Source organism: Methylocystis suflitae (assembly GCF_024448135.1).
GTDB lineage: Bacteria > Pseudomonadota > Alphaproteobacteria > Rhizobiales > Beijerinckiaceae > Methylocystis > Methylocystis suflitae.
Map to the genome: position 1 here is coordinate 1 of NZ_JAMRYX010000161.1, position 20,679 is coordinate 20,679.

A 20,679-nucleotide genomic window follows, 5' to 3' on the forward strand; every position below is an offset into this window, starting at 1 on the left:
GCGGTCCAGCCCTTGGCGCGCAATTCGGCGGCGCGCCGTTCATCGGCGACGGCCTGAGTTTGCGCCACCCGCGCCGCGGTGAATTCGGCGTCGGACTGCTCCTTCTGCAGCCGCAGATCCTGCTCATCGAGCGCCGCGATCGGGTCGCCAGCCTTTACCCGCTGACCAACTTCGACAAAGCGCTTGACCACCTTCCCGGCGACGCGAAAGCCCTGATCGGACTCGACCCTGGGCCGGATGGTGGCGACAAATTCGCGCGCCTGCGATTGCGCGGCGTAGCGCGCCGGCGCGACCAGCACCGGTCGCTCGTTCCGCTCGCTCTCTTGGGGGGCCGGCTCGCCCTTGCCGTCGCAGCCGGCGAGCGCCGCGGTCAGAACTGCAGCGAGCGCATAAAGACTCGAGCGATAGTTGAGCATTGAGCTTCGTCCCATTGACGCCAGAGGCGCGTTTAGTTCCTTCTGACGAATTTCAATAATCGTCAGTCGTCAGCCATTGGTCAATAGGCAAGACAAATTTTATTGAAGCGAAATCCTGGCCCCAGGCGCAGGCTTAACCGGCTTGGCTCCGCTGCCGACTCGCCCCAGCGCGGCCCGGACGCCTTGTCGCAAGGAAATGATTCTTCTATATGCGGCCTGCTCTTGCGGCGGGGTGAGCGCAACACAATCTTGGGAGAGCTAAGCGTGAAGGATCGCGCGGCGGGCTCATGGCGAGCCGCCGTCCTTCGCCTTTTGAACCGGACCGCTTCGGGGTTCGGCGTTCGCCAGCGAAAGGAAACGATATGGGCAAAATTATCGGCATCGACCTCGGCACGACCAATTCCTGCGTGGCCGTCATGGAAGGGTCGAGCCCCAAAGTCATTGAAAACGCCGAAGGCGCCAGGACGACGCCTTCGATTGTCGCCTTCACCGACGATGGCGAGCGCCTCGTCGGCCAGCCCGCCAAACGTCAGGCGGTGACGAATCCCGACAAGACCTTCTTCGCCATCAAGCGGCTTATCGGCCGCACCTACGACGACCCGATGACCAAGAAGGACATGGGTCTCGTTCCCTATAAGATCGTCCGAGCGAATAATGGCGACGCCTGGGTCGAGGCCTCCGGCAAGCAATATTCGCCTTCGCAGATTTCCGCCTTCATTCTGCAAAAGATGAAGGAGACGGCCGAGGCTTTTCTCGGCCAGTCGGTCACGCAAGCCGTCATTACCGTCCCCGCCTACTTCAACGACGCTCAGCGCCAAGCGACGAAGGACGCCGGCAAGATCGCCGGCCTCGAAGTGCTGCGCATCATCAATGAGCCCACCGCGGCGGCGCTCGCCTATGGCCTCGATAAGAAGCAGTCGGGCACGATCGCCGTTTATGACCTCGGCGGCGGCACATTCGACGTGTCGATCCTGGAGATCGGCGACGGCGTGTTCGAGGTGAAGTCGACGAACGGCGACACGTTCCTGGGCGGCGAAGACTTCGACATGCGTCTCGTCGAATATCTAGCGGGCGAGTTCAAGAAAGAGCAGGGCATCGACCTCACGAAGGACAAGCTCGCCCTGCAGCGCCTCAAGGAGGCCGCCGAAAAGGCCAAGATCGAACTCTCGTCGGCGACGCAAACCGAAATCAATCTGCCCTACATCACCGCCGACGCCACCGGGCCCAAGCATCTGACGCTGAAGCTCACGCGCGCGAAATTCGAAGCGCTCGTCGACGATCTCATTCAGCGCACGGTGGAGCCCTGCCGGAAAGCGTTGAAGGACGCCGGCCTGTCGGCGGCGGACATCGGCGAAGTGGTGCTTGTGGGCGGCATGACCCGTATGCCCAAAGTGCAGGAGGTCGTGAAGCAGTTCTTCGGCAAGGAGCCCCACAAGGGCGTCAATCCTGACGAAGTCGTCGCCATCGGAGCCGCGGTGCAGGCGGGCGTGCTCCAGGGCGACGTGAAGGACGTGCTGCTGCTCGACGTGACGCCGCTGTCGCTGGGCATCGAGACGCTCGGCGGCGTGTTTACGCGCCTCATCGACCGGAACACGACGATCCCCACCAAGAAGAGCCAGGTGTTCTCGACGGCCGAAGACAATCAGACCGCCGTCACCATCCGGGTCTTCCAGGGCGAACGCGAGATGGCTGCGAACAACAAGCTGCTCGGCCAGTTCGACCTCGTCGGCATTCCGCCGGCGCCGCGCGGCATGCCGCAAGTGGAAGTGACCTTCGACATCGACGCGAACGGCATCGTCAACGTCACGGCGAAAGACAAGGCGACGAACAAGGAACAGCAGATCCGCATCCAGGCGTCCGGCGGCCTCAGCGACTCCGACATCGACAAAATGGTCAAGGACGCCGAGGAACACGCCGCGGAAGACAAGATCCGCCGCGAACTCGTCGACGCCAAGAACCATGGCGAGGCCGCGATCCACGCTGCGGAGAAATCCGTCGCCGAATTCGGCGACAAGGTTTCGGCCGCGGACAAGAGCGCGATCGAAGCCGCCATCGCCGCACTGAAGAGCGCCGTCGAAGGCGACGACGCGGACGCGATCAAGGCCAAGACCAACGAATTGAGTCAGGCCTCGATGAAGCTCGGCGAGGCGATGTATAAGGCCCAGCAGGCTGAGGCTTCGGGGACCGGCGCATCTGAGGAGGCGCCCAAGGACGACGTGATCGACGCGGAGTTCAAGGACGTCGGCGACGACAAGAAGTAAGCTCGCTCCCGCTCCCTCTTCGTTCGAAGGGGGAGCGTTTTCTTTCGGGTTATTGATTTTCCAAAATCGAGCGAAGATCTGCTCTCTGACCGTCGTTCCTGCAGTCGCGCCCGCACTTAAAGAGCGCCGTCTCGCGCATCTTCTAAGGCGGCCCGTGAACTGACACGGTTGACCGGTCGGCGGCGCCATATCAGGCTGGCGCGCCGATTGATCGTATATTGGCGTTGGGGGCAATGAGAGACCCGGCAGAGGTCGCGCTGGAAGCGAATTATGAGACCGTCAGTAGCGCTATACGCCAATCGCGAAGCCGTGCGCGCCGCGGTCAGCCGCCGCCGGGCGGCTAACCCGCGGGTCTTTGGCTCGGTGCTGCGTGGCGAGGATGAGGAAGGCAGCGATATCGACATTCTAGTGGACGCTTTGCCCGGCGCGACTTTGCTGGATTTGGGCGGGCTCCATGCGGAGTTGGAACAGATTTTGGGCGTGAAAGTCGATCTCCTGACGCCGCTGGAGCTTCCCAAACGAATCAGAGCGAAAGTCGTCGCCGAGGCCGTCGCGATATGAAGGATGGCGACGTTTTCGTGCTTCTCGACCAAATTCTCGAAGCGGCTCGACTCGCGGCATTCTATGTCGAAGGCATGACGGAAGATGAGTTTCTCGCCGACAAACGCACGCAACAGGCGGTCGCCATGAATCTCATTATCATTGGCGAAGCCGCGACCCGGCTGGCGCGATCCTATCCGTCCTTCGCCGCGGCGCATGGGGATCTTCCATGGCGCGACATGATCGATATGCGCAATCGCATCGCCCATGGATATGTCGAACTCGACTTTCGCGTCGTCTGGCGAACGGCGCAGATCGATCTGCCGGAGTTGCTAAATCCTCTCGAAGCCATATACGAAGCGGCGGGCGAACGGATCGGCGGAGCCTCGCAAGAACCTCCCGAAGACTAAGAAATGTCCAAACGCGACTATTACGAAGTTCTGGGCGTCAGCCGCACGGTCACGGAAGTCGAATTAAAGATCGCTTTCCGCAAGGCTGCGATGCAGTGCCATCCCGATCGGCACCCTGGCGACAAGCAGGCGGAAGCGCGTTTCAAGGAATTGAACGAAGCCTATCAGTGTCTGTGCGACCAGCAGAAGCGCGCGGCCTACGACCGTTTCGGCCATGCCGCCTTTGATCAGGGCGGCCGCGGCTTCGGCGCCGGCGAGGGCTTCGGCGCCTCCATGGCCGACATTTTCGAGGATCTGTTCGGCGACGTCATGGGGCGGCGCAGCCGTTCAGGCGGCCGCGAGCGGGGCTCGGATCTGCGCTATAATATGGAGATCACCCTCGACGAGGCCTTTCACGGCAAGACCGCTTCGCTGAAAATCCCCACCTCGGCGACCTGCGACGTCTGCTCGGGAACAGGCGCCAAAAAGGGCTCGAAGCCCAAGACCTGCGCAACCTGCGGCGGCATGGGACGCGTGCGCGCCCAACAGGGCTTTTTCGCGATCGAGCGTACCTGTCCGACCTGCCAGGGGCGCGGCGAGACGATCGAGAATCCTTGCCCCGCTTGCGCCGGCGCCGGGCGCAAGACGATCGAACGATCGCTGTCCGTCAATGTGCCGCCGGGCGTTGAGGACGGCACGCGCATCAGGCTCGCCGGCGAAGGCGAGGCGGGCCTGCGGGGCGGGCCGCCCGGCGACCTCTACATCTTCCTTTCGGTGAAGCCGCATCCGTTCTTCCAGCGCGATGGGGCGGATCTCTATTGCCGCGTGCCGATCTCGATGGTGCGTGCGGCGCTCGGCGGCGAGATCAAGGTCCATGCGCTCGACGGCTCCGAGGTGAAGCTCAAAATTCCCGAGGGCGCGCAGTCCGGACGCCAGCTCAAGGCCAAAGGCAAGGGCATGCCGGTGCTGCGCGGGCGCGACCAAGGCGACCTGCATGTGCAGATCAGCGTCGAGACGCCGCAAAAGCTGACCAAGCGGCAAAAGGAGCTCCTCGCCGAATTCGAGGAGGAGTCCTCGCTGGACACGCATCCCGAGGAGACGGGCTTCTTCGCGCGGATGAAGGATCTGTTCGGGGGTTAGGCGGCGGAAGGCTAAAAGACGCCACGTTGTTTTTGACGCGCGGCTCTCCTATCATCCGCCCAACGGCCCTCCGATCGCGGGGGCCGTTTGCGCGTTTCGTCGCGCCGATCGGGAGGGGCGCTGGTGCCGCACAGAACGCAGAAAGCCAATGGGCGCGCGAGGCTCGTGGATAACGCGCGCTTCATCCGTCAATGGATCGAAAATCCGCGCCTCATCGGCGCCGTTTCGCCCTCCGGACGCGCGCTGGCCAAGACGATGGCCGGTTTCGTCGAACCGCACAGCGATGGCTATGTGGTCGAGCTCGGTCCCGGCACCGGGCCGGTGACTCAGGCGCTGCTCGCCCGCGGCATCGCGCCTGAACGCCTCGTCCTCGTCGAATTTGAGAGCCGCTTCTGCCATTTGCTCTCCGAACGCTTCCCTGGCGTCAACATCGTGCAGGGCGACGCCTATGCGCTCAAGGCGACTCTCGACGGCAAAGTCCCGGGGAAGATCGCCACCGTCGTTTCCAGCCTGCCGCTCCTCGTGCGGCCCGAGCGCGATCGGGTCGAGCTGTTGAACCAGGCTTTCGAACTGATGGGCGACGAGGGGCTCTTCATCCAGTTCACTTACGGCCTGACCAAATCGCCGATGCCCATGCACGCCAATGGCGTCAATGGCGCCTATGTCGGCAAGGGATCGCCGCCGATCGTGCTCAACATTCCGCCCGCGCGCGTCTGGCGCTATCGCAAAGCGGGTTACGCCGGCTTCGCCGGAAAGCGCAAGGCGTGAAGCCGCAGGACCGACTGATCGTCGCGCTCGACGTCGAAAGCGTCGACGACGCGCGGTCGATGATCGCGGCTCTGGGCGGGACGGTCTCTTTCTTCAAGGTCGGCATGGAGCTCGCCTATGCGCCGGGCGGCTTCGACTTCGCGCGTGAACTGAAGGCCGCGGGCAAGCGCGTATTTCTCGATCTGAAGCTTCATGACATCGGCGTCACCGTGGAGCGTGCGACGCGCCAGATCGCCCGGCTCGGCGTCGACTTTCTCACCCTTCACGCCTTTCCCCAGACGATGGCGGCGGCGCGCGAGGGCGCCGCGGGCGGCGCGCTCAAGCTCCTCGCGGTGACGGTGATGACCTCCTATGACGACGCGGATCTGAAAGAAGCGGGCTACGCCTGCGGCGTCGCCGAACTCGTCGCGCGCCGCGCCAGACAAGCCAGGGAGAAGGGCGTCGACGGCCTCATCCTGTCGCCGATGGAGCTTGCGTCCGTAAGGCCGCTCGTGGGCTCGGACATGCTGCTGGTGACGCCGGGGGTGCGGCCGGAGGGCGCCGACGTCGGCGATCAAAAGCGCGTCATGACGCCGCGGCAGGCGGTCGCGGCCTCCGCCGACTATATCGTCGTCGGCCGGCCGATCACCCGCGCAGCTAATCCCGCAGCGGCGGCGGAAGCGGTGGTCAGCGAGATGGCCGGCGCCTGATTGGGTCCGTCGCATGCCCTACGACAGCAACGCCGATCTGCCCGAAAATCTCCAGCGCATCCTTCCTGACCACGCGCAGGACATCTATCGCGAGGCCTTCAACCACGCCTTCGACGCCCATCGCGGCGATCCGCGCCAGGAGGAGGCGGCGCATCGCATCGCCTGGGCGGCGGTAAAGCGAAGCTACGTCAAGACCGAGGCGGGCTGGGTAAAGCGATAGGGCCATGAAGGACGGGAAGGCGCGCTGGCTTGCCTAGACCGTGAGTGATAAAAAGCGGGTCATCGTCCGAATCCTGACCCCGATTCGCCCATGCTCGCGATTGTCATCTCCGCCCTCGGGCTGTTCGTTTGGCTCTATCTGATCGCGCTTCGCGGCGGGTTCTGGCGGCTGACCGAACATGACCGGAACCTTTGCGGTCACGCCGCGGTCCCCGCAACCCATGTCGTGGCGATCGTTCCGGCTCGAAACGAAGCCGACGTCATCGAAAAAAGCCTGGCGTCGCTGTTCGCGCAACAGTTCCATGGCCGCTTCGACATTGTTCTGGTTGATGACGAGAGCGACGACGGCACCGCCGAAGCGGCCCGCCGCTGCGCGGCCGCCTGCGGCGCTTCGAGCCGCCTGACGATTCTCTCCTCGCGCGGACCCGATGCGGGCTGGACGGGAAAGCTCGCGGCGATGCAGCGCGGGTTCGATCATGTGCGAAGCTTGCCGATCGACCCGGATTTCGTGCTGTTTTGCGACGCGGACATCGAATTTTCGCCGCATGTGCTCGCCCGCCTCGCTTCGGGCGCGACGGCGCGCGGCGCTGTTCTCACCTCGCTCATGGTCAAACTTCGCTGCGAAAGCGTCGCGGAGCGCTGGCTCATCCCCGCCTTCATTTTCTATTTCCAGAAGCTTTACCCGTTCCGCCACATCAATGATCCGGATCATCCGGCGGCGGGCGCCGCGGGAGGGGTCATGCTGCTGCGTCCCGAGGCGCTCGCGACCGCGGGCGGCCTGCGGGCCATTCGCGGGGCGCTGATCGACGATTGCGCGCTGGGCGCGCTGATGAAGGCGCAAGGGCCGATCTGGCTGGGTCTGACCGAAGACGTCCATAGCCTGCGCGCCTATCCGCGCCTTGCCGATATCTCCCGAATGGTCGTGCGCTCGGCCTACGCGCAGCTCAGCTATTCCCCCTGGCGTCTCGTGGGCGCGCTCTTTGGCTTGGCGGCCGCCTATCTTGCGCCGCCCTATCTGGCGCTGTTCGGCGAATCGCCGGCGCGCGAGACGGCGCTCGTCTCCTGGCTGCTGATGGCGCAGGCCTATATGCCGACGCTGCGCTTTTACGGCCTGTCGCGATGGCGCGCCTTTGCTTTGCCAGGCGTCGCGGCATGCTATACGTGGTTTACGGTTGAATCGGCTTGGCGGCACCTGGGCGGCCGCGGCGGCGAATGGAAAGGCCGCTATCAAGCGCCGCGCGCCCAAAAGGCGGCGCAGCGTTTCGAAACGCCCGGCGAGATCGAGGCGAACCGCCAGATCGAGGTATAGGGCGCGCCAGCGCCGTGGAGCGGCAAGACGGCGTCATATGGATATTGCGCAGACGAGTTCGGGAAAGACCCATCGCGACGAGAATTTCCCCGTCGCTTCCTTTCTCATTGCGCCGCGGCACCGCGCGCCAATCCTCGCCTTCTATGATTTCGTTCGCGCCGCCGACGACATCGCCGACCACCCGACGCTTTCCCCGCAAGAGAAGCTGGATCTGCTGGACGCGCTTGACGCCGCCCTGATGGGAGAAGCGGAACAGGATGCCGATGTGGCGCGCCGCTTGCGCGAGACCTGCCAGGAGCGGCGTCTTGATCCGCAGCACGCGCGCGATCTGATCACCGCCTTCAAGCGCGACGTGATGCAATTGCGCTATCGCGATTGGGACGATCTCATCGATTACTGCCGCTATTCGGCCATGCCGGTCGGACGCTTCGTCTGCGATCTCCACGGCGAGAACCCCGGCCGGGTCTGGCCGGCCAACGACGCGCTCTGCGCGGCGCTGCAGATCATCAATCACCTGCAGGACTGCGGCAAGGATTACCGCAACCTCGACCGGGTCTATCTGCCACTCGACGCGCTCGCGGCGCATGGCGCGACCGTTGAGATGCTGGGGAAGGAGTCGGCGTCGCCGCCGCTCCTGGCGACGATCCGCGACCTCAACGAAAAAACCGGGCGTCTGCTCGCGCAGTCGCGTCCCTTCGCCGATCTGATCGACGACGTGCGGCTCGCCATGGAGGTCGGCGCCATTCAGACATTGGCCGATCAGCTCGTTGCCCGCCTCGCGGTCGCCGATCCGCTGCGCGACAAGGTTCACGACGGCAAGTTCAGCTTTGCGCTGAAGGGCGCGCTGGGCGCGCTCGGCGCGCTTCTTCGCCGTGTGTCGCGTCCACGCCGCGCAGATTCCGAAGCTCTTCCGAGGACGCGCCCAAGGACGCGCCAGTGACAATGGACGCGCTTGCCGATTCGACGACGCTGCGCACGCGCGCCATCGCGACCAGAAGCTCCTTCTATCTCGCGATGCGCATCCTCGAGCCGCCGCGGCGCGACGCGATGTTCGCCATTTACGCCTTCTGCCGCGCCGTTGATGACATCGCCGACGACGAGGGCGACCGCGCCGCGCGCCGCGCCGCGCTCGACCAGTGGCGCGCCGACCTCGATGAGCTTTACGCCGGCCGCATCCGCGCGCGCGTCAGCTTTCTCTCGGAGCCCATCCGCCGTTTCCGACTCGACCGCGCCGATTTCGAATCGGTGATCGAGGGCATGGCCATGGACGTCGAGGAGGATATTTGCGCGCCGGACTGGGAAAAGCTCGAGCTCTATTGCGACCGCGTCGCGAGCGCCGTGGGACGGCTGTCCGTGCGCGCTTTCGGTCTCGCGGAGGATGAGCCGGGCGCCGAATGCGATTTGCCGACGGGTCCGAAACTGCTCGCCTACCACCTCGGCCGCGCGTTGCAGCTCACCAACATCTTGCGCGACCTCGACGAGGACGCCGCGCGGGGGCGGCTCTATTTGCCGCGAGAGGCGATTGAGTCCGCCGGCGTGGCGAGCCTGGCGCCGCACGCCGTGCTGTCGCATCCGTCGCTCGAAGAGGTGTGCGCCCCGGTCCTCAGCCGCGCCCGCGAACATTATGATCAGGCGGATCTGGTGATGGCGGGCTTGCCCAAGCGCGCGGTGAAGGCGCCCTATCTCATGGCCGCCGGCTATCGCTCGATCCTCGACAGTCTCGCCGCTCGCGGCTTTTCGGCGCCGCGCGCGCCGGTGCGGGCGTCCCGTCTCAAGCTCGTCAGCGCCTTCCTGCGACACGCCTTCACGTGAGCGAAACGATTCATGTCGTCGGCGCGGGCCTCGCGGGGCTCGCCTGCGCGCTGCGCCTTGCCGACGCCGGACGGCGCGTCGCGCTTTACGAAGCCGCGCGCATGGCGGGCGGACGCTGCCGCTCCTATTTCGACGCTTCGCTCGGCCTGACGATCGACAACGGCAATCATTTGCTGCTCTCGGGCAATCGGGCGGCGCGGGATTACGCCAAGCGCATCGGCGCGAGCGACGCGCTCGTTGGTCCGAGCGAATGCGCCTTCGATTTTCTCGACGCGCGCACGGCGGAGCGCTGGACGCTGCGACCCAACGCCTCGCGCATTCCCTGGTGGGTGTTTGTCGCCGACCGGCGCGTTCCCGGCACGGGGCCGCTCGACTATCTCGGCGCCGGAAAGCTTCTCTTCGCGAGGGACGGCGCGACCATCGGCGACACCATGTATTGCCGCGGCGCGCTGTGGGAGAAGCTTTGGCGACCGGTTCTGCTCTCGGCGCTGAACACCGAGCCCGAAGAGGCGTCCGCCACGCTCGCGGGCGCCGTGCTGCGCGAGACGCTCGCGGCGGGCGGCGACGCCTGCCGCCCCATGGTCGCCAAAGGCGGCCTCGGCGACGCCTTCATCGAGCCGGCGCTGCGCACGCTTCGCGCCAAAGGCGTCGAGCCGCGCTTCGGGGCGCGTTTGCGCGACATCGCTTTCGAGGAGTCTCGCGTCGCCGCGCTGCGCTTTGGCGACGCGGAAGCAACGCTGGAAAAAGGCGACGCGGTGGTCGTCGCGACGCCGCCGTGGATCGCGCAGGAGCTTCTCCCCGGTCTCGTCGCGCCCGACGATTTTCGCGCGATCCTCAATGCGCATTTCAAGATCGCGCCGCCGCCGGGTCAGCCGTTGCTTCTCGGCATGATCGGCACGCTCACCGAATGGCTCTTCGCCTTCGACGATCGCCTGTCGGTGACGATCAGCGGCGCCGACCGCCTGATCGACGATTCGCGCGAAGCGCTTGCGGAAAAAATCTGGGCTGAGGTCTCCGCCGCGACGGGCCTGCCGGCGGCGTTGCCGCCCTGGCAGATCGTCAAGGAGAAGCGCGCCACCTTCGCCGCGACGCCGTCGCAGGAAAAGCGCCGGCCTGACGCGAAGACGCGTTGGGACAATCTGTGGCTTGCCGGCGACTGGACGAATACGGGCTTGCCGGCGACGATCGAGGGCTCGATACGTTCAGGGGATAGAGCGGCGGAATTGGCGACGACGGCCAGTTGAACGGATCTTGCGTGAATGGTGCGAGGAAGCTCGCTTGCGCCACCCCTCCAATTTCGCTCCGGCTAGCTTTGTTTCTTCGGCGATCTATCTGGCGAGCAGGCGCGCGCGATTGCTCGTGCGCAGATTGTGGACCGGAGAGTCCTATGTCCAAAATCAAGACCGAGAACAAATCAAAGCGCATCGTCAGTTGTGCGATCGTCGCCGCCACTTGCGGGCTTGCCAGTATGATGGCGCCGTCGCCAGCCGGGGCGCAGCAGGTCGCGCTGATGCATGAGCCTGACTGGTACGGGCAGTACGGCCCCGCTTCCGGGCACGGCCACGGCGGATGCTTTGTAACCACCACGCCCACGCACCACACGCGCGGCATCCGGCATTGGCGCTACCCTTGCCCGTACCACCACCGCGGGCATCTCAATCCATATCACCCGCCGCATCACCGGCTCTATCCTCATCACTGATTGCCGCCATGCGCCGAAGCAAAGAATCCGCTGAACGGGCCCGCTGGCCCGTCATCCTTCAGCGTTCCCCGCCAGCCGGCTGTTATTGCGGCTGTAAAGAAAATAGATGGCGAGCCCAACCGCCATCCAGATCGCGAAGCGCTCCCAGGCCACCGTCGGCAGGCGCGACAACAGCCATAGCGAGAAGCCGACGCCGACGAGCGGCGTGAAGGGAACGAAAGGCGCACGAAAGCTGCGCTTCAAATCGGGCCGGGTGCGGCGCAGCACGATGATCGCCGAACAGATGACGACGAAGGCGGAGAGCGTGCCGATGTTCACCAGCTCCGCCACTTCCTTAATCGGATACAGCGCGGCGACGAGCGCGGTCAGCGCGCCGGCGATCAGCGTCGGCCGATAGGGCGTAGAAAAGCGCGGATGAAGCTTGGCGAACCAGGCCGGCAGCAGTCCGTCGCGGCTCATGGCGAACCAGATGCGGGCGCAGGCGAGCAGAAAGGCGAGCATGACGCTGGCGATGCCCGCAACCGCCGCAAGCGACACGACGAAAGCGACCCAGGGCAGGCCGAGCGACGTGAAAGCGGTCGCGACCGGCGCCGGATTGTCGAGCGTGTCGTAGCGTACGACGCCGGTGAGCACGAGCGACATGGCGATGTAGAGCGTCAGCGCCACGACGAGCGACAAAAGAACGGCGCGCGGCACGTCGCGTTGCGGGGCGCGGGCCTCTTCGGCCGCCGTCGTCAACGTGTCGTAGCCGAACACGGCGAAGAACACGACCGCCGCGCCCTGCGCCACGCCGGAAAAGCCGAAGGGCATAAAGGGCGTCCAATTCTCGACGCGCACATAGGGGAGTCCCGCCACGATCACCAAGAGCGCCGCGACGATTTTGACGACCACCATCGCGGTGTTGAAGCGCGCGCCGAGCTCCACGCGCAGCGTCAACAGGAAGGCGACGCCAAGCGCGCCGAGCGCGGCGAAAAGATCGACGACGCGGCCGGCGCCGGTTCCCGGCGCGCCGCTCGCCCATTCGGGAAGCGCGAGCCCGAATTGCGCGAGCAGCGCCTGCAAATAGGCCGACCAGCCGATCGCCACCACGGCGACGACGAGCGCATATTCGAGCAGAAGGTCCCAGCCGATGATCCAGGCGGCGAGTTCGCCCAGCACCGCGTAGGCGTATGTGTAGGCGCTGCCGGCGACGGGAATCATGCCGGCGAATTCGGCGTAGGACAGCGCCGCCGCGGCGCTCGCGACGCCGGCGATCAGGAAGGAGAGGGCGACGCCCGGCCCCGCCTGGGTCGCCGCCACCACGCCGGTCAGCACGAAAATCCCGACGCCAATGAGCCCGCCAAGGCCGATGCCGGTGAGCTGCCAGACCCCCAGCACGCGACGGAATCCGCCCGGCCGGTCGGCTTCGGCTTGCAGCGATTCGATGGATTTGGCGCGCAGCAGCGCGGAGGAAAGCTTCATCAAAATGGCCCGTCGGCGGGCGTGTCCGCCACGACGTCCATAGGCGATCCAGGCGGCGCTGTCATTGCCGCCCGGCCATGCGCAGCCGCAAAAGAAGAGAGCGGCCTAACGACCGCTCTCTCATATTGTTGTCCAGTGCGCCGAAGCCTACTTCTTCGCCGCCTCGAGATGAGTAAGCGCCTCTTCGGCGTGTTTCGTCGCGACGTCGGCATGCTTCTGCTTGCCGTGGTCAATCGCCATTTCGAGATGCGAGACGCCCTGTTTGGTATGCTCGTTCGGCTTTTGCGTTTCGGCGGCCTTTGCGTGCTTCAAGCCTTCTTCCGCATGCATCGTCAGCGCCTCGGCCTTTCCCTTCTTGCCTTCGCTGATCGCCTGTTTGGTGTGGGTGATGGCTTCAGCCAGATGATCTTCGGCGTAGGCCAATCGGGGGGCGAAAAAGGCCGCGACGGATAGAGCCAGGGCGGTTGCAAAAATCCTGCGATTCATGGGGTATCTCCTCAATGCTTCGCCGCATGACCGTAATATGGTCGCTTTCGCTCTAGGATCGAGGTCTCTGGCGCCATCATTGCCTGTCGGCGGCGTAAAGCTCGCAGCTCTCGCCGAATTCTGCGAGGCCGCCCTCAAGAAAGGAGGCGAGCAGCGGCACGCCGAGCAGATAGGTTGATGTCGCGCCTTCGTGCCGGGCTCGCGCTTGCGCGAGAGCTTCGCCCCATTCGCTGGCGGCGAAGTCGCCGCGCCCCACCCACATCAGCGCGACAAGTTCGATCTGCTCGTCGATGTCCATGGCCTCGATAAAGGAGGAAAGCTCGTCGCGAATGGTGGGGAACGCGTCCTCCGTCAGCACGCTGACGAAACCGTCGTCCGTGGCGTTCGAGGCGTCCGCATCGATTCCCTCATCTTCGCTCTCAAGCTCACGGGCTTTGACGACGACGAAACAGACTTTGTCCGTATTGATGGTCGGCATTTCTTCCTCTCCGCCGTTCGGAAAACGCGCTAGACCTTCGCCCTTGTTTTGAAAGGTCGCCCTTTGCATATATTCCCCGAAGGCGAGATGTTTACCCGAGTCGACGCCGTATTTTGGAGCCGCAAATGCGTGTCGGCGCGCCGAAGGAAACCAAAGACAACGAATATCGCGTCGGCCTGACGCCGTCTTCGGTCGCCGAGCTTGCCCATGCAGGACATGAAGTCTTCATCGAGCGCGGCGCAGGCGAGGGCGCGGGGCTGTCGGACTCAGATTACGCCGCCGCGGGCGCAAAGCTCGTCGATGGTCCTGAAGCGCTGTTTGCCGCAGCGCAGTTGATCGTCAAGGTGAAGGAGCCGCAGCGGCGCGAGATTGCTTATTTGCGGCCGGACCATGTGCTCTTCACTTATTTCCATCTCGCCGCGGACGCTGAACTCACGCGCGCGCTGATGGCGAGCGGCGCCCATTGCATCGCCTATGAGACGGTCACGGCGCCCGGCGGCGGATTGCCGCTGCTCGCGCCGATGTCCGAAATCGCCGGCCGGCTCGCCCCGCAAATCGGCGCGCATTTTCTTGAAAAGCAGGCGGGCGGCCGCGGCGTTCTGCTTGCGGGCGCGCCGGGCGTGCCGCCTGCCGACGTCCTGGTTCTCGGCGCGGGCAGCGTCGGCGCGCAGGCGTCGTCGATTGCGCTCGGCATGGGCGCAAGCGTGCTTGTCGCCGACCGCAACCCCGAGGCGCTTCGGCGTCTCGAAACGCGTTTCGGTTTCGCGGCGCGCACCATTTATTCCACACGCGCCGCGATCGCCGAATCGGTGAAGCGCGCCGATCTCGTCATCTGCGCGGCGCTCGCGCCAGGCGCCAAGGCGCCAATCCTGATCACGCGGGACATGCTGGCGACGATGAAGCGCGGCGCCGTGATCGTCGATGTCGCGATCGATCAGGGCGGCTGCTGCGAGACGTCGCGGCCGACGAGTCATTCCGACCCGACCTATGTCGTTGACGGGGTCGTGCATTATTGCGTCACCAACATGCCCGGAGTCACGCCGCGCACGTCGACGTTCGCGCTCAACAACGCCACATTGCCTTTCGTGCTGGCGCTCGCCAACAAGGGCTGGCGTCGCGCCATCGAGGACGACCCGCATCTTCGCGCGGGGCTGGAAATTTCCGCCGGCCGCATTCTGTCTCCGCCTGTCGCCGCCGCGCATGGCCTGCCGCTGTCGCCGCAGCTCATGGCGCTGGACAGCGCCGGCGCCGCATAGCATCCTGCTGAATGACATCAGCCATTCCGGTCCGTGCGACCTTTTCGCACAATCGACTCTGGAGAGCGGTCGCTCCAGCGCGCGTTTCGGCATTGCATTGTAATAATTCGCGCTTATGTCGCCGGGACGCCTCTTTCGCGCCAGGCCGGCGGAGCTTTTCTCATCAGCGCGCAATTGTTAGACCAGAGCGTCGCGGCGTTGGCGGAGCGGCGCGCCCCATCATTCGAAAAACAGACAGGTTTAGGGTATGAGCGCGAACCAGGACCAGGATCCCGCCGCCAACCGGAAACGAGGGGCCACGGCGGCAAAGGTCTCCGCGCTCGGCAAATCCGAAACGCCGGTGAAGCCTCCCCGCAAGGCCAAGAGCGAGGCCAAGAACAAGGCCAAAAGCGAGGCCAAGAAAAAGACCGCGGCGAAAAAGCCTTCCGCGCCCAGCGCTCCGCAAAAGGCCGCGCCCGCGGCGCCCCATGGCGCCGGCGCTCCCGCGCCGCTCGCCAATCTGGAGAAATTCGTCCGGCTTGATATTGAAGCGATCGCCGACAACATGGCGCAGCTCGTAGATGAGGGCCGCAAGGCGCTGGCTGCGGCGATCGGCGGCGCCAATCCCGAAGAAACGCGAAGCGAACTCGCCGCGAGCGTCGCCGACGCCACTAAGACTCTCGGCGCCGTCGCCGAATATTGGCTGTCGAAGCCCGAGCGCGCCGCCGTCGCCCAGGCCGATCTTTACAGCGGATTGAGCGAAATCTGGCGGCAGACGCTTCGCCGCTACAGCGGGGAGGATGTCGCCCCGATCGTTCCTTCCGACCTCTCCGACAAGCGCTTCTCCGGGCCTGAGTGGAACGAGAATCCCTTCTTCGACTGGCTGCGGCAATCCTATCTGCTTGCGTCGCGCTGGGCGGGCGACATGGTCGAGAGCGCCGAGGGTCTCGATCCGCAGACAAAGGCCAGGGCGGTCTTTTATACGCGGCTGATCTCGAGCGCGATCTCGCCATCCAATTTCGTGCCGACCAATCCGGAACTGTTGCGCGCCACGATGGACGCCAAGGGCGAAAATCTGGTTCGCGGCTTGAAAATGCTCGCCGAAGACATTTCCGCGGGCGGCGGCGTGCTGAAGATTCGCCAGAGCGCGGATCGCAAATTCGAACTCGGCGTCGATCTGGCGAATACGCCCGGCAAGGTGATCTGGCGCAATGACGTGATGGAGCTCATTCAATATGAGCCGACGACGTCGGAAGTTTATGCGCGGCCGCTGCTCATCACGCCGCCCTGGATCAACAAATTCTATGTGCTCGATCTCAACCCCGAGAAAAGTTTCGTGCGCTGGGCCGTCGAGCAGGGCTTCACGGTCTTCATCATCTCCTGGGTCAATCCCGACGAGACCAAGGCCGAGAAGGGCTTTGAAGCCTATATGCACGAGGGCGTGCTGACCGCGCTCGACGTGATCGAGAAGGCGACGGGCGAACGCAAAGTGACGGCGGCGGGCTATTGCGTCGGCGGCACGCTGCTCGCCCTAACGCTCGCCTATATGGCGGCGACGAACGACGATCGCGTCGACAGCGTCACCTTCTTTGCGACGCAGGTGGATTTTTCGGACGCCGGCGATTTGCAGATCTTCGTCGACGAGGCGCGGCTCGCGGCGCTCGACGAAAGCATGGCCCGCACCGGCTATCTCGAAGGCTACAAGATGGCCAACGCCTTCAATATGCTGCGGCCGAACGAACTCATCTGGAATTACGTCGTCAACAATTACATGAAGGGGGTCGAGCCCGCCGCTTTCGATCTCTTGTATTGGAATTCCGATTCGACGCGCATTCCGCGCGCCAATCACTCCTTCTACCTGCGCAGCTGTTATCTCGAAAATCGTCTGGCCCGCGGCGAGATGGTCATCGACGGCGTTCGGCTCAATTTGCGTCAGGTGAAGGCGCCGGTCTTTGAGATCGCGACCCGAGAGGATCATATCGCGCCGGCGCAATCCGTGTTTCGCGGCGCGAGGTTTTTCGGCGGCGACGTGACCTTCGTGCTCGGCGGCTCGGGCCATATCGCGGGGATCATCAACCCGCCCTCCAAAGACAAATATCAATATTGGACGGGCGGCCCCCCGAAGGGCGCTTTCGACGACTGGATCAAGAAGGCAAAGGAAACCAAGGGCTCTTGGTGGCCGCACTGGCTGGCCTGGGTGACGGCGCAGGCGCCCAAGAAAGTCCCCGCGCGCCAGCCCGGCGGCGGCAAGCTCAAGATCATCTGCGACGCGCCCGGGGAATATGTGCGGGTAAAAGGATAGGCGGCAGTTGGATCCGGCAGGGCCGCGGCGCGAAACGTGACGCTGCGGCGCACGCTTTAGCGGGCGCCTCTCACCGCGTCCGTAGACGCGGCGAGCCCGACAACGATGAGGTCATCCGAGAGCCTTACCCCGGAAGAACCCCGATTCGCTCCAAGAACCAGTAGACCCCCGCAACGGCGATCAGCGCCGAGACCACGTAGACGAGCTTTTCGCTGCGCTTGCCGCCCGTCTGCTTGTCGATGAAGAACAGGATGGGCATGACCGCAAAGACGATGGCGATCTGGCCGAGTTCGACGCCGATGTTGAACGCAGCGAGCGCGGGCACGACCCCGCCTTGCGGCACGCCCATCTCCGTCAGCGCGGAGGCGAAGCCGAAGCCATGGATGAAGCCAAAGAGGAAGGTGTTGCGCCAGCGGTTGTCGACGTCGCGCGAGAAATAGTTCTCCACGGCGACGAAAACGATCGAGGCGGCGATCAGCGCTTCGACCAATGTCGAGGGAAGCGTGAAGATATTGAGCGCCGCCAGCGACAGCGTGATCGAATGCGAAATGGTGAAGGCGGTGACGATCTTCACGACCGGCCAAATGCGGGTCGCCCACAGAATGAGCGCGAACAGGAAGCATAGATGATCGTAGCCGGTGACGATGTGTTCGACGCCGGCTTTGAGAAACTTCCACATCAGCTGTGCGGTGGTTTCCATCGGCTTTGACAGATCGAGCGGCGGATCGTCGGGATACAGCATGGTCTGCCCGCCGTTTTCGCTCCCCTCGAGAGTGACGAGATGCTTTCCCTTTGCGCCCTGCGCAGCGAGGAGCTTCGTCGCGTCATAGAAGAGCGTGCCCGTCGTCGCGCCGCAGTCGAAGCGCATGACGATCAGCGCGCTGTCCTGGTTGGTGGGATCTTCGCCGGACTTTTCGACATTGGCGATGCAGGCGCGGCCTGTCGCATCGCGCATCGCGACACGCTTTTGGACAAATTTGCCGATTTCCGCTTCGAGCGCGCCGGGCGCCGAGAGGTCGGCGTCGGCGCGTTCGCTCATCGTGTCCTGAAACATGCGCTCGAGATCGGTGGCGAGAAAGCCGACCTCGACGGCATAGGCCCGATTGTCCTTGGGAAGGATTTTGCCCGTGGAAATATCGGGCGTGTGCGCCATGGCCGGAGCCGCGACGCCGACGCAAAACATCACGGCGGCGATTATCCTGAAAACCCGGCTCATACGCGCTCCCTGTGTTCGTGGCCGCGCAACATGCCAAACGCCGCCGCGCTGGACAAGACAGCGCAAGCGGAAGCATAGGCCGGTTACGGCGCGCCGGCGATGCGGGGAGCGCGTTACCGACCCCAATCGTGCTATGGCTTCGCCTTGGCCCCAGCCCCCACGGACCGAGCCGCTGCGACATGCTTCATCGCGACCTCTATGAGGCCCGCTCGACGGGCTTGACGTCTTCAGAGGGCAATCTTGCGGTTCTCGCGACGCTGGCGCTGCTGGTCGGCGCTGTCGCGGGTCTCGTCTGCGCGCTTTTCCGGCTTGCGCTGCAGCGGGCCGATGTTTTTCGCGCAGCTATTATCGATTGGGCGCATGGCCACTCAATCACGGGCTTTATTCTGCTCGTCGGCGGCTGTGCGTCGGCGGCCGTCGTCGCCGCCTGGCTGGTGCGGCGGTATTCGCCACACGCGTCGGGGAGCGGGATTCCGCATGTCGAGGCGGTCCTGCGCGGTGACGCGGCGCCGTCGCCCTTTATCCTCCTGCCGGTGAAATTCGTCGGCGGATGGCTGGCGATCGGCTCGGGCCTTGCGCTCGGCCGCGAAGGCCCGAGTGTGCAGATGGGCGCGGTGCTTGGCCATCTCTTCGGCGGCGCCTTCCGCCGAGACTGGCCGGATTGCCGCGTTCTGCTGGCGGCAGGCGCGGGCGCAGGCCTCGCGACGGCCTTCAACGCGCCGATGGCCGGAGCGGTTTTCGTCCTGGAAGAGCTCGTCCAAAAATTCGAGCACAGGATCGCGATCGCCGCGCTGGCGGCGTCCTCGACAGCAATCGCCGTCGCGCATCTTATTCTGGGCGACGCGCCGGATTTCCATCTGCCGCCGCTGGCGTATCCCGCGCCGGAGATCGGCCTGCTATTCTTCATACTTGGCATAGTGTGCGGAGCCGTAGCCATCGCCTATAATAAGGCGGTGCTGGCGACGCTGGCCGCGGTCGACCTCGTGCGCGGCCTGCCGGCGGAGACCTGCGCCGCCGCGATCGGCGCCGCGGCGGGCGTTCTCGCCTGGTTCGGACCGGAATGCGTCGGCGGCGGCGACAATCTCACCCAGAATGCGCTGCTTGGGGCGCCCGCCCTCTTCGTCTTGCCGTTCCTCTTTCAACTGAGGTTCTGGTTCGGCGCCTTGTCCTATTCGGCGGGAACGCCAGGCGGTCTTTTCGCGCCGCTGCTGACGCTGGGCGCGCAATTGGGACTGCTCTTTGGCGCCGGTTGCGGATTGGCGTTCCCGGACCTTCCCATTCAGCCAGAGGCCTTCGCGGTGGTTGGAGTGGCCGCGTTCTTTACGGGCGTGGTGCGGGCGCCGCTGACCGGGCTCGTGCTTGCGACGGAAATGACTGGCAGCGCGCTCTTGCTCCTGCCGATGCTGGCGGCCTGTTTTACGGCCATGCTCATCCCTACGCTGATGAGCGACGCGCCTCTTTACGACGCCTTGCGCGAGCGCCTGCGCTTCCTTCGCTGATCGAAGCGGTAGGAGAATTTCCATGCTTGGAGATGGTGGGGGAAGTAGGACTCGAACCTACGAAGGCTTAGCCAGCGGATTTACAGTCCGCCCCCTTTGCCGCTCGGGACATTCCCCCATCGTCTCGCAAGGAGACGGCGGCCGCGATGAACGCGGCCGATGCAGCGGCATATGCGGCCCCTGCGGCGCAGTGTCAACCTTAAACTCCCCGGCAGGCGGAGGGCGAGGCTGAGCCCCGCTCGGCGCGCGATTCGCCGTCCGCTGGGACGTCAAACCCGAGCAGACGTTCTGCGCCGCAGGCCCGTTGCTCAAGCTCGCTCATCGGCCGCCGGCGCAGCGGCGGCCAGATGCGCCAATTCGGCGTCGGAAAAAAGCCGCGACCGCGTCAGGAACCGCAGCCCCGTGCCATTGTCGAGCGAGAACATGCCGCCTTGCCCCGGCACGACGTCGATGACGAGCTGCGTGTGCTTCCAATAATCGAATTGCGCCGCGCCGATATAGAAGGGCGCGCCGCCAATCTCGCCGAGGAGGACGTCGCCGTCGCCGACGAGGAATTCCCCTTGCGGATAGCACATCGGCGCAGAGCCGTCGCAGCAGCCGCCCGACTGGTGGAAGAGGACCGCGCCATGTTTGCCGCGCAGCCTGGCGATGAGATCAAGCGCCGCGGGCGTGGCGGCGACTCTTGCGGGTTTGACTGTCGTGGTCACTGCCCCCCCTCCCTGTCCCTCCCCCGCTAAAGCGGGAGAGGGGACGCTAG

General features: G+C 64.8%; 20 protein-coding genes, 1 tRNA gene and 1 pseudogene. 15 read left to right on the plus strand and 7 right to left on the minus strand.

Annotated features, from left to right (window positions below; translation table 11 throughout):
- Window positions 1-416 (minus strand): annotated as a pseudogene (locus NEI07_RS12115) (efflux RND transporter periplasmic adaptor subunit); the annotation flags it as partial.
- Window positions 417-778: 362 nt separating this feature from the next.
- On the opposite strand from NEI07_RS12115, the gene dnaK reads away from it, so the two are divergent.
- The 12 genes from dnaK (at window position 779) to NEI07_RS12175 (ending at window position 11,245) form a co-directional block, all read left to right on the plus strand.
- A complete protein-coding gene (gene dnaK, locus NEI07_RS12120) occupies window positions 779-2,677 on the plus strand; it encodes a molecular chaperone DnaK (protein WP_256034864.1) in 1,899 nt (632 codons plus the stop codon).
- 270 nt (window positions 2,678-2,947) lie between these two features.
- Entirely contained in the window at window positions 2,948-3,238 is a 291-nt protein-coding gene (locus tag NEI07_RS12125; protein ID WP_256034865.1) for a nucleotidyltransferase family protein, read from the plus strand.
- Window positions 3,235-3,627 (plus strand): HepT-like ribonuclease domain-containing protein, encoded by a 393-nt coding sequence (locus tag NEI07_RS12130; RefSeq protein WP_256034866.1) that lies wholly within the window; start codon window positions 3,235-3,237, stop codon window positions 3,625-3,627. Before NEI07_RS12125 ends, NEI07_RS12130 begins: the two co-directional genes overlap by 4 nt.
- A gap of 3 nt (window positions 3,628-3,630) precedes the next feature.
- Window positions 3,631-4,746: a molecular chaperone DnaJ gene (gene dnaJ / locus NEI07_RS12135; RefSeq protein WP_256034867.1), complete on the plus strand. Its 1,116-nt coding sequence runs from the start codon at window positions 3,631-3,633 to the stop codon at window positions 4,744-4,746.
- A 123-nt stretch (window positions 4,747-4,869) separates the two neighbouring features.
- A complete protein-coding gene (locus NEI07_RS12140; protein WP_256034868.1) occupies window positions 4,870-5,514 on the plus strand; it encodes a class I SAM-dependent methyltransferase in 645 nt (214 codons plus the stop codon).
- Window positions 5,511-6,203 (plus strand): orotidine-5'-phosphate decarboxylase, encoded by a 693-nt coding sequence (gene pyrF, locus NEI07_RS12145; RefSeq protein ID WP_256034869.1) that lies wholly within the window; start codon window positions 5,511-5,513, stop codon window positions 6,201-6,203. The genes NEI07_RS12140 and pyrF overlap by 4 nt, the downstream gene beginning before the upstream one ends.
- Before the next feature lie 13 nt (window positions 6,204-6,216).
- The gene (locus NEI07_RS12150; protein WP_256034870.1) at window positions 6,217-6,423 is read left to right on the plus strand and encodes a ChaB family protein; all 207 of its coding nucleotides are present in this window, start codon (window positions 6,217-6,219) and stop codon (window positions 6,421-6,423) included.
- A 90-nt stretch (window positions 6,424-6,513) separates the two neighbouring features.
- Entirely contained in the window at window positions 6,514-7,731 is a 1,218-nt protein-coding gene (locus NEI07_RS12155; RefSeq protein WP_256034871.1) for a glycosyltransferase, read from the plus strand.
- Between the two features lie 37 nt (window positions 7,732-7,768).
- Complete coding sequence (hpnC, locus tag NEI07_RS12160) at window positions 7,769-8,671, plus strand: squalene synthase HpnC (RefSeq protein WP_256034872.1); 903 nt, start codon at window positions 7,769-7,771, stop codon at window positions 8,669-8,671.
- 2 nt (window positions 8,672-8,673) lie between these two features.
- Window positions 8,674-9,543: a presqualene diphosphate synthase HpnD gene (hpnD, locus tag NEI07_RS12165; RefSeq protein ID WP_256034882.1), complete on the plus strand. Its 870-nt coding sequence runs from the start codon at window positions 8,674-8,676 to the stop codon at window positions 9,541-9,543.
- Window positions 9,540-10,787 (plus strand): hydroxysqualene dehydroxylase HpnE, encoded by a 1,248-nt coding sequence (gene hpnE, locus NEI07_RS12170; RefSeq protein ID WP_256034873.1) that lies wholly within the window; start codon window positions 9,540-9,542, stop codon window positions 10,785-10,787. The genes hpnD and hpnE overlap by 4 nt, the downstream gene beginning before the upstream one ends.
- A gap of 143 nt (window positions 10,788-10,930) precedes the next feature.
- A complete protein-coding gene (locus tag NEI07_RS12175) occupies window positions 10,931-11,245 on the plus strand; it encodes a hypothetical protein (protein WP_256034874.1) in 315 nt (104 codons plus the stop codon).
- A gap of 51 nt (window positions 11,246-11,296) precedes the next feature.
- Here the strand turns inward: NEI07_RS12175 and NEI07_RS12180 are convergent, their stop codons facing one another.
- The 3 genes from NEI07_RS12180 to NEI07_RS12190 form a co-directional block, all read right to left on the minus strand.
- Window positions 11,297-12,706 (minus strand): amino acid permease, encoded by a 1,410-nt coding sequence (locus NEI07_RS12180; RefSeq protein WP_256034875.1) that lies wholly within the window; start codon window positions 12,704-12,706, stop codon window positions 11,297-11,299.
- A 147-nt stretch (window positions 12,707-12,853) separates the two neighbouring features.
- Entirely contained in the window at window positions 12,854-13,192 is a 339-nt protein-coding gene (gene smbP, locus NEI07_RS12185; RefSeq protein WP_256034876.1) for a small metal-binding protein SmbP, read from the minus strand.
- 76 nt (window positions 13,193-13,268) lie between these two features.
- The gene (locus NEI07_RS12190; protein WP_256034877.1) at window positions 13,269-13,670 is read right to left on the minus strand and encodes a DUF3775 domain-containing protein; all 402 of its coding nucleotides are present in this window, start codon (window positions 13,668-13,670) and stop codon (window positions 13,269-13,271) included.
- 125 nt (window positions 13,671-13,795) lie between these two features.
- On the opposite strand from NEI07_RS12190, the gene ald reads away from it, so the two are divergent.
- Together ald and phaC are read left to right on the plus strand one after the other, a co-directional pair.
- Window positions 13,796-14,926, plus strand: a complete 1,131-nt coding sequence (gene ald / locus NEI07_RS12195) for an alanine dehydrogenase (protein ID WP_256034878.1) — start codon at window positions 13,796-13,798, stop codon at window positions 14,924-14,926.
- 247 nt (window positions 14,927-15,173) lie between these two features.
- Window positions 15,174-17,207, plus strand: coding sequence for a class I poly(R)-hydroxyalkanoic acid synthase (phaC, locus tag NEI07_RS12200; RefSeq protein WP_305123713.1), 2,034 nt, complete (start codon window positions 15,174-15,176; stop codon window positions 17,205-17,207).
- Between the two features lie 124 nt (window positions 17,208-17,331).
- On the opposite strand, the gene NEI07_RS12205 is transcribed toward phaC, so the two are convergent.
- Complete coding sequence (locus NEI07_RS12205) at window positions 17,332-18,423, minus strand: HupE/UreJ family protein (RefSeq protein ID WP_256034879.1); 1,092 nt, start codon at window positions 18,421-18,423, stop codon at window positions 17,332-17,334.
- A 179-nt stretch (window positions 18,424-18,602) separates the two neighbouring features.
- Between NEI07_RS12205 and clcA the strand changes: the two genes are divergently transcribed.
- A complete protein-coding gene (gene clcA / locus NEI07_RS12210; protein WP_256034880.1) occupies window positions 18,603-19,922 on the plus strand; it encodes a H(+)/Cl(-) exchange transporter ClcA in 1,320 nt (439 codons plus the stop codon).
- 33 nt (window positions 19,923-19,955) lie between these two features.
- Here the strand turns inward: clcA and NEI07_RS12215 are convergent.
- A tRNA-Tyr gene (locus NEI07_RS12215) sits at window positions 19,956-20,040 on the minus strand.
- Between the two features lie 190 nt (window positions 20,041-20,230).
- Window positions 20,231-20,629 (minus strand): DUF779 domain-containing protein, encoded by a 399-nt coding sequence (locus tag NEI07_RS12220; RefSeq protein ID WP_256034881.1) that lies wholly within the window; start codon window positions 20,627-20,629, stop codon window positions 20,231-20,233.
- Window positions 20,630-20,679 lie beyond the last annotated feature (50 nt).

Bases quoted from the DNA above. Each gene is read 5' to 3' on its own strand.
- phaC (WP_305123713.1), top strand. From the start codon at position 15,174: ATGAGCGCGAACCAGGACCAGGATCCCGCCGCCAACCGGAAACGAGGG.
- ald (WP_256034878.1), top strand. From the start codon at position 13,796: ATGCGTGTCGGCGCGCCGAAGGAAACCAAAGACAACGAATATCGCGTC.
- NEI07_RS12190 (WP_256034877.1), bottom strand. From the start codon at position 13,670: ATGCCGACCATCAATACGGACAAAGTCTGTTTCGTCGTCGTCAAAGCC.
- NEI07_RS12125 (WP_256034865.1), top strand. From the start codon at position 2,948: ATGAGACCGTCAGTAGCGCTATACGCCAATCGCGAAGCCGTGCGCGCC.
- smbP (WP_256034876.1), bottom strand. From the start codon at position 13,192: ATGAATCGCAGGATTTTTGCAACCGCCCTGGCTCTATCCGTCGCGGCC.
- hpnC (WP_256034872.1), top strand. From the start codon at position 7,769: ATGGATATTGCGCAGACGAGTTCGGGAAAGACCCATCGCGACGAGAAT.
- hpnD (WP_256034882.1), top strand. From the start codon at position 8,674: ATGGACGCGCTTGCCGATTCGACGACGCTGCGCACGCGCGCCATCGCG.
- NEI07_RS12155 (WP_256034871.1), top strand. From the start codon at position 6,514: ATGCTCGCGATTGTCATCTCCGCCCTCGGGCTGTTCGTTTGGCTCTAT.
- NEI07_RS12205 (WP_256034879.1), bottom strand. From the start codon at position 18,423: ATGAGCCGGGTTTTCAGGATAATCGCCGCCGTGATGTTTTGCGTCGGC.
- NEI07_RS12130 (WP_256034866.1), top strand. From the start codon at position 3,235: ATGAAGGATGGCGACGTTTTCGTGCTTCTCGACCAAATTCTCGAAGCG.
- dnaK (WP_256034864.1), top strand. From the start codon at position 779: ATGGGCAAAATTATCGGCATCGACCTCGGCACGACCAATTCCTGCGTG.
- clcA (WP_256034880.1), top strand. From the start codon at position 18,603: ATGCTTCATCGCGACCTCTATGAGGCCCGCTCGACGGGCTTGACGTCT.
- NEI07_RS12175 (WP_256034874.1), top strand. From the start codon at position 10,931: ATGTCCAAAATCAAGACCGAGAACAAATCAAAGCGCATCGTCAGTTGT.
- NEI07_RS12150 (WP_256034870.1), top strand. From the start codon at position 6,217: ATGCCCTACGACAGCAACGCCGATCTGCCCGAAAATCTCCAGCGCATC.
- NEI07_RS12180 (WP_256034875.1), bottom strand. From the start codon at position 12,706: ATGAAGCTTTCCTCCGCGCTGCTGCGCGCCAAATCCATCGAATCGCTG.
- dnaJ (WP_256034867.1), top strand. From the start codon at position 3,631: ATGTCCAAACGCGACTATTACGAAGTTCTGGGCGTCAGCCGCACGGTC.